Here is a 6,568-nt window from a genome sequence, read left to right on the forward strand (position 1 = left end):
TGCTCCGCGTAAGCCAGGCTGCCCCAGCGCGAGGCTGGGGCGGGCCATTTAGAGTTCGCTCTTCTTATGGAAACCATCTTTTACAACGGTGTCGTCAATATTGGTTTTATTGACTTCAATTGGGGTGAGCAGGCGGGACGGTACATCCTTCAGACCATTATTCAGCGTGGCATCGGCTTTTGGCTGCTTGCCGTTACCAAGCTCAACGGCGATTTCTGCTGCGCTGTTGGCCAGTAAGGTGATCGGTTTATACACGGTCATGGTTTGTGTGCCGTTGATAATACGTTTCACCCCTGCCAGATCGGCATCCTGACCAGAGATAGCCACTTTGCCAGCCAAACCCTGAGCGCTGAGTGCCTGAATAGCACCGCCTGCGGTGGCATCGTTTGACGCCACAACCGCATCGATTTTGTTATTGTTGGCGGTGAGGGCGTTCTCCATAATTTTCAGCGCATTTTCCGGCAGCCAACCGTCAACCCATTGATCGCCGACAACTTTAATTTTGCCATCATCAATATAAGGCTTTAATACTTTCATCTGTCCGGCGCGGAAAAGTTTGGCATTATTATCAACCGGTGAACCACCCATCAGGAAATAATTCCCCTGAGGTACCTGATTAACCAGACTTTGCGCCTGCATTTCACCGACTTTTTCGTTGTCGAAGGAAATATAAAAATCAATATCCGCATTATTGATCATGCGGTCGTAAGCTAATACTTTAATGCCTTCTTGTTTCGCTTCTTTAATTACGTTGCTAAGTACTTGCCCGTTATAAGGAATAATGACAAGGACATCTACACCACGGTTGATCATATTCTCGATCTGCGACATTTGTGTCTCTTCATTGCCGTTAGCAGATTGCACAAAAACCTGTGCCCCCAGCTGTTCAGCCTTATTCACGAAGATGTCGCGGTCTTTTTGCCAGCGCTCAAGGCGCAGGTCGTCAATAGCCATACCGATTTTTACTTCTTTGGCACTACTCACCATGCTGGTGAGAAGTAGCGATGCGCAGAGTGTGAGGCAAAGGTTCTTTATCTTCATAATCGTAATGCCTTCTGTAGGGATAGGTGATGAGATTGGCGATAAAAGAAACGGAGATGACTTAACACGCAGCAAATTTTTAACATGTAAATTCTGGCTGGCAATTACAGATTTTTATCTTCCTATTACGATATTTCGTTTAATTGTCAAATTTTGACCGTGATCTGATTTTAAAATCACCGTATGCAAAATTTACTCACATAAAGCGAGGCGGATTCCTATTTATTTTGCGAGCCAGCGCACATTTGTGGATTCTCTTAATAGCAGTGTGAAATAACGTAATTGAGCTAGTGCAAATCAGAATTCAGTATTACAAAACGAATTATTCCTCGCCGCCTGTCAGATTATGGAGTTCATTATGCAAGCTTATTTCGACCAACTGGATCGCGTTCGTTTTGAAGGCCCAAAAACTGAGAACCCGCTGGCTTTCCGCCACTACAACCCGGACGAGTTAGTGCTGGGCAAACGTATGGAAGACCACCTTCGCTTTGCTGCTTGCTACTGGCATACCTTCTGCTGGAACGGTGCAGATATGTTTGGCGTTGGCTCATTTGACCGCCCATGGCAGCAGCCTGGCGAAGCGATTGAGCGTGCGAAACGTAAAGCTGACGTGGCATTTGAATTCTTCCACAAACTGAATGTGCCTTACTACTGCTTCCACGATGTGGACGTTTCCCCGGAAGGCGCGAACCTGAAAGAGTACCTGAACAACTTTGCGCAGATGGTGGATGTGCTGGCAGAGAAACAGCAGCAGAGCGGCGTGAAGCTGCTGTGGGGTACCGCAAACTGCTTCACTAACCCACGCTATGGCGCAGGTGCGGCAACGAACCCAGATCCAGAAGTCTTTAGCTGGGCTGCGACTCAGGTATTCACCGCGATGAATGCTACCCATAAGCTGGGTGGTGAAAACTACGTCCTGTGGGGCGGTCGTGAAGGTTACGAAACGCTGCTGAATACCGATCTGCGCCAGGAACGCGAGCAGATTGGCCGCTTCATGCAGATGGTGGTTGAGCACAAACACAAAATTGGTTTCCAGGGTACGCTGCTGATTGAGCCGAAACCTCAGGAACCGACTAAACACCAGTACGACTACGATGCTTCCACCGTTTACGGCTTCCTGAAGCAGTTCGGTCTGGAAAAAGAAATTAAGCTCAACATCGAAGCAAACCATGCGACGCTGGCTGGCCACTCGTTCCATCACGAAATTGCGACGGCGATTGCGCTGGGCCTGTTTGGCTCCGTGGATGCCAACCGCGGTGACCCGCAGCTGGGCTGGGATACCGACCAGTTCCCGAATAGCGTGGAAGAAAACTCGCTGGTGATGTATGAAATTCTGAAAGCGGGCGGTTTCACTACCGGTGGCCTGAACTTCGATGCGAAGGTTCGTCGCCAGAGCACCGATAAGTATGACCTGTTCTACGGCCACATCAGCGCAATGGATACCATGGCACTGTCGTTGAAAGTCGCTGCCCGTATGATTGAAGGCGGTGAACTGGATAAACGTGTGGCGAAACGCTATGCGGGATGGAATGGCGAGCTGGGTCAACAGATCCTGAAAGGCCAGATGTCCCTGCAGGAACTGGCAAAATATGCCGAGCAGCATCAGTTGGCACCACAGCACCAGAGCGGCCATCAGGAGCTGCTGGAAGGGCTGGTAAACCACTACCTGTTCGACAAGTAAGTTAATCACCGCATTTCGCAGTATAACGTGCCCGGGAGCGTGAGCTTGCCGGGCATCGTACCACTTAAAGGAGCAGTCGCGATGTATATCGGCATAGATCTAGGCACGTCTGGCGTTAAGGCGATTCTGCTTGATGAACAGGGAACCGTCCTGGCGTCACAGACGGAAAAACTGACGGTTTCCCGTCCCCACCCGCTATGGTCAGAACAGGACCCAGAGCAGTGGTGGCAGGCAACGGATCGTGCCATCAAAGGGCTCAGCCAACTGCACAGCCTTCAGGGCGTAAAGTCCTTGGGGATTGCAGGGCAAATGCACGGTGCGACGCTGTTGGACAAACACCAGCGCGTGCTGCGCCCGGCTATTCTGTGGAACGATGGACGCTGTGCTGAAGAGTGTGAGCTTCTGGAAGCGAAGGTGAAAACGTCGCGGCAGATAACCGGTAACCTGATGATGCCTGGTTTTACTGCACCGAAGCTGCTGTGGGTACAGCGCCACGAGCCTGAGATCTTCAGTCAGATCGATAAGGTACTATTACCAAAAGATTATTTGCGTCTGCGTATGACCGGTGATTTTGCCAGTGATATGTCCGACGCGGCAGGCACCATGTGGATGGACGTCGCGAAGCGTGACTGGAGCGATGAGATGCTCGCCGCTTGCCATCTGACCCGTGACAACATGCCGGCGCTGTATGAAGGCTGCGACATCACCGGAAAATTGCTGCCATCGGTTGCCAGCGCATGGAATATGCCTGCTGTGCCGGTAGTCGCAGGTGGTGGTGATAATGCCGCTGGCGCCGTCGGCGTGGGCATGGCGGATGCCGGTCAGGCGATGCTGTCGCTGGGCACCTCGGGCGTCTACTTTGCGGTGAGCGAGGGGTTTCTGAGCAAGCCAGAAAGCGCCGTACACAGTTTCTGCCATGCGCTGCCGGGCCGCTGGCATTTGATGTCGGTGATGCTGAGCGCCGCATCTTGCCTGGATTGGGCTGCAAGGCTGACCGGCCTGACAACCGTGCCTGCACTGATTAGCGCAGCGGAAAATGCGGATACCAGCGCGGATCCAATTTGGTTCTTACCGTATCTTTCCGGTGAACGCACACCGCACAATAACCCGCAAGCGAAGGGTGTGTTCTTTGGTCTGACGCATCAGCATGGCCCTGCCGAACTGGCAAAAGCGGTGCTGGAAGGTGTGGGTTATGCATTGGCTGATGGGATGGATGTGGTCCATGCCTGCGGCGTGACGCCAGAAAGCATCACGCTTATCGGCGGCGGTGCGCGAAGCCCATGGTGGCGGCAGATGCTGGCAGATATTAGCGGGTTACAGCTGGACTATCGCACCGGGGGCGATGTTGGCCCAGCGCTAGGTGCAGCACGGCTGGCACAAATCGCCGTGAACCCGGACAAGCCGCTGTCTGACTTACTGCCGCAGCTTAAGCTGGAACAAACACATTATCCGGATGCTCAGCATCATGCTATTTATCAGCAGCGCCGTGAGACCTTCCGCAAACTGTATCAGCAGCTCCTGCCGCTGATGTCCTGATGATAAATCCCTCCTGCTTGCAGGAGGGATTTACTCGCGCAATTAAACCGACGCAAACAATAAAATAATTGCATGGTTTTATTCTGAAATGCTCCCCTGAATCCCTTTTTCAGTGTTGTCAGTCTCCCGTTTCCCATAATGTGCATTTGATGGATAAGGAGATTCTAATGAAACGTTCTGTGCTTATTTCATGGCTATTCATGCTTACTGGAGCCCTGATTTACCTCATTGGGCTTTGGCAGGCTTGCCCGTTATTAAGTGGAAAAGGCTATTTTCTGGGCGTGCTGATAACAGGCATGTTCATCGTCTATGTCTACCAGCGTGAAGTGAAACGTGGCCTGATGGACGAGGGTTTTGCCTCTGTCTGCCGGATGGTGGCGCTGATGACTAGCGGGCTACTGCTGGTGGGATTGTGGAATGCGCCACTCTCACTGGTCGAAAGAGGCGCATATCTTGCGGCATTCTGTCTTTGTATATCGGGTCAGTATCTTCTGATGCGGGTTGCGGAATTAGCTGACCAGCCTACGAGTATCGATACGCTGTAGCAGCATAGAAAGCACAAGGCTCCCGGCAAGCGTTGCGCTGAATATCCAGAAAATATCCAGGGCCGGCCAGCGTTTTAATTCCAGACCGCCGGTACGTAAGGCGTAAATAATCAGCGCGTGAAAGCCATAAATACCCAGCGAATGTTTTGAAATAAACCCGAGTCCCGGAAGCACTCGCGCGTTCAGGGTGTTTTTAACCAACGTCAGCAGCGATGTGGCGCAGATAAAGACCATCGGGCCGCAGTAGACGTACCAGGTATCGGCGAAGTTACCGCGCCATTGCAGTTCGTGCAGCGTACCCCGTGAGATAACCCATACGGAGGCCGCAAACAGCAGCGCGCAGCACCAGGACAGACCTTTTTTATCGGTTTCCACCATGCCAATTGCACGTCCTAGTAGCCCGTAAATAACGTAATAGAACGTATCGCCGTTGATATACAAATTGACTGGCAGCCATTCGACGCCGTGAGCGCTTAGCGAAACGGTATTGGGGTTCGCCACCAGGCCAATCACGACCATTAACGCCAGCAACATTTTGCCGCTAATGGTTTTGACCTCAATCAACGGCGAAACCAGGTAAATAACGATGATGGCGAAGAAAAACCACAGGTGATAGAACACCGGTTTTTGCAGTATATGCTTCAAGGAGCCTTCAACGCTGATATGGGTAAAAGAGGCAATAAACAGCAGTGCGACGGCGCTATAGAACAACAGGCAGAGTGCAATGCGCAGAAAATGGCGCGGCTGGGCGCTACGCGGGCCGAAAAACAGGTAGCCCGAAATCATAAAGAAAAGCGGCACGCTGACGCGGGAAGCGGAGTTTAAGACGTTGGCAAAGTCCCAGTTTAGCGGACTCACGTCGTGCGGGTGGGTGATATACCAGGTCGTGGTATGGATCATCACCACCATCAGGCAGGCAATTCCGCGTAAGTTCTCAATCCAGTTAATCTTTGCTTGCATTAGATACCTATTTTTCCGCTATAAATAAGAACCTATCCCATTAGGCTATTTTATTCGCCATTTTGAGGTCGTGCAGTGCTCAAAATCCTCACGTACTACGTGTACGCTCCGGTTTCTGCGCGCTGTACGACCTCAAACTGGCTTCAACAATTACGCCTACTGGGATAGGTTCTAAGGTCAGACTCGCCCCAGTGTTAGCTATCTCACTGGATAATTCCGAGTTTCTCGCCCCGCACTTGTGATGGTGTCGCAATCTTCGCACAATGCGGCGGTAAGAAGGGGTAAAGCCTAAAATAACAGCCCGGTAAGATAAATAATGATGATGAAGTCTCTCTCTACTTTGCTGGCGCTTATTGTGCTTGCAGGGTGCTCGTCGGCCGAATCGCCGGTTGTGCAAAAATCACAAAATGCGCGAGTGAATCCCGAGCGTTCGCTTTCTATGGAGCAATTGTGCAAAGACAATGCTGCTGAACGCTATAACACCGCGACGAAGAAAATTGATGTCACCGGGTTTGAACGTTTTCAAGGCAGTTATGAACTCCGCGGCTATACGGCGCGAAATGAAAGTTTTGTCTGCTCTTTCGATGCCGATGGCCGATTTTTACATCTCTCCATGAGCTAAAACGGGTGGGTTCGTGGTAAAAACGGGCCTGTTTTTCCCAATTTAGTCTAAACAACCTCGTTTCATACTGTATATCTCGCAGCCAGCGGGTATACTGACTCCTTCCTTTAAATCCACACGTATCCAGCACGAAATCATATGCAAAAGTTTGATACCAGGACCTTCCAGGGCCTGATCCTGACC

Annotated in this window: 6 protein-coding genes; 4 read left to right on the plus strand and 2 right to left on the minus strand. The window is 51.3% G+C overall.

Features of this window, described 5'->3' with window-relative positions; genetic code table 11:
* Positions 1-48 precede the first annotated feature (48 nt).
* Positions 49-1,041 carry a D-xylose ABC transporter substrate-binding protein gene (gene xylF, locus RDN66_RS13585; protein WP_123651074.1) on the minus strand — a complete coding sequence of 331 codons (993 nt, stop codon included), beginning with the start codon at positions 1,039-1,041 and terminating at the stop codon, positions 49-51.
* 358 nt (positions 1,042-1,399) lie between these two features.
* Here xylF and xylA point away from each other — a divergent pair, with 358 nt between their 5' ends.
* The 3 genes from xylA to yiaB all read left to right on the plus strand — a co-directional run bounded on the left by xylA (position 1,400) and on the right by yiaB (position 4,803).
* The gene (xylA, locus tag RDN66_RS13590; RefSeq protein WP_035893121.1) at positions 1,400-2,722 is read left to right on the plus strand and encodes a xylose isomerase; all 1,323 of its coding nucleotides are present in this window, start codon (positions 1,400-1,402) and stop codon (positions 2,720-2,722) included.
* An 81-nt stretch (positions 2,723-2,803) separates the two neighbouring features.
* A complete protein-coding gene (gene xylB / locus RDN66_RS13595; protein ID WP_202216996.1) occupies positions 2,804-4,258 on the plus strand; it encodes a xylulokinase in 1,455 nt (484 codons plus the stop codon).
* 167 nt (positions 4,259-4,425) lie between these two features.
* The gene (gene yiaB / locus RDN66_RS13600; RefSeq protein ID WP_202216997.1) at positions 4,426-4,803 is read left to right on the plus strand and encodes an inner membrane protein YiaB; all 378 of its coding nucleotides are present in this window, start codon (positions 4,426-4,428) and stop codon (positions 4,801-4,803) included.
* Here yiaB and RDN66_RS13605 read toward each other — a convergent pair.
* The gene (locus RDN66_RS13605) at positions 4,768-5,763 is read right to left on the minus strand and encodes an acyltransferase (RefSeq protein WP_202216998.1); all 996 of its coding nucleotides are present in this window, start codon (positions 5,761-5,763) and stop codon (positions 4,768-4,770) included. The genes yiaB and RDN66_RS13605 overlap by 36 nt on opposite strands.
* Before the next feature lie 316 nt (positions 5,764-6,079).
* Between RDN66_RS13605 and RDN66_RS13610 the strand changes: the two genes are divergently transcribed.
* Positions 6,080-6,385: a YsaB family lipoprotein gene (locus tag RDN66_RS13610; protein WP_202216999.1), complete on the plus strand. Its 306-nt coding sequence runs from the start codon at positions 6,080-6,082 to the stop codon at positions 6,383-6,385.
* Positions 6,386-6,568 lie beyond the last annotated feature (183 nt).

Source organism: uncultured Kluyvera sp. (genome assembly GCF_902485085.1).
In the GTDB taxonomy this organism is placed as follows: Bacteria; Pseudomonadota; Gammaproteobacteria; order Enterobacterales; family Enterobacteriaceae; genus Kluyvera; species Kluyvera ascorbata.

What these genes read in the sequence shown, in the direction of transcription:
- xylF (WP_123651074.1), bottom strand. Translation starts at nt 1,041, where the DNA reads ATGAAGATAAAGAACCTTTGCCTCACACTCTGCGCATCGCTACTTCTC.
- xylA (WP_035893121.1), top strand. Translation starts at nt 1,400, where the DNA reads ATGCAAGCTTATTTCGACCAACTGGATCGCGTTCGTTTTGAAGGCCCA.
- xylB (WP_202216996.1), top strand. Translation starts at nt 2,804, where the DNA reads ATGTATATCGGCATAGATCTAGGCACGTCTGGCGTTAAGGCGATTCTG.
- yiaB (WP_202216997.1), top strand. Translation starts at nt 4,426, where the DNA reads ATGAAACGTTCTGTGCTTATTTCATGGCTATTCATGCTTACTGGAGCC.
- RDN66_RS13605 (WP_202216998.1), bottom strand. Translation starts at nt 5,763, where the DNA reads ATGCAAGCAAAGATTAACTGGATTGAGAACTTACGCGGAATTGCCTGC.
- RDN66_RS13610 (WP_202216999.1), top strand. Translation starts at nt 6,080, where the DNA reads ATGATGATGAAGTCTCTCTCTACTTTGCTGGCGCTTATTGTGCTTGCA.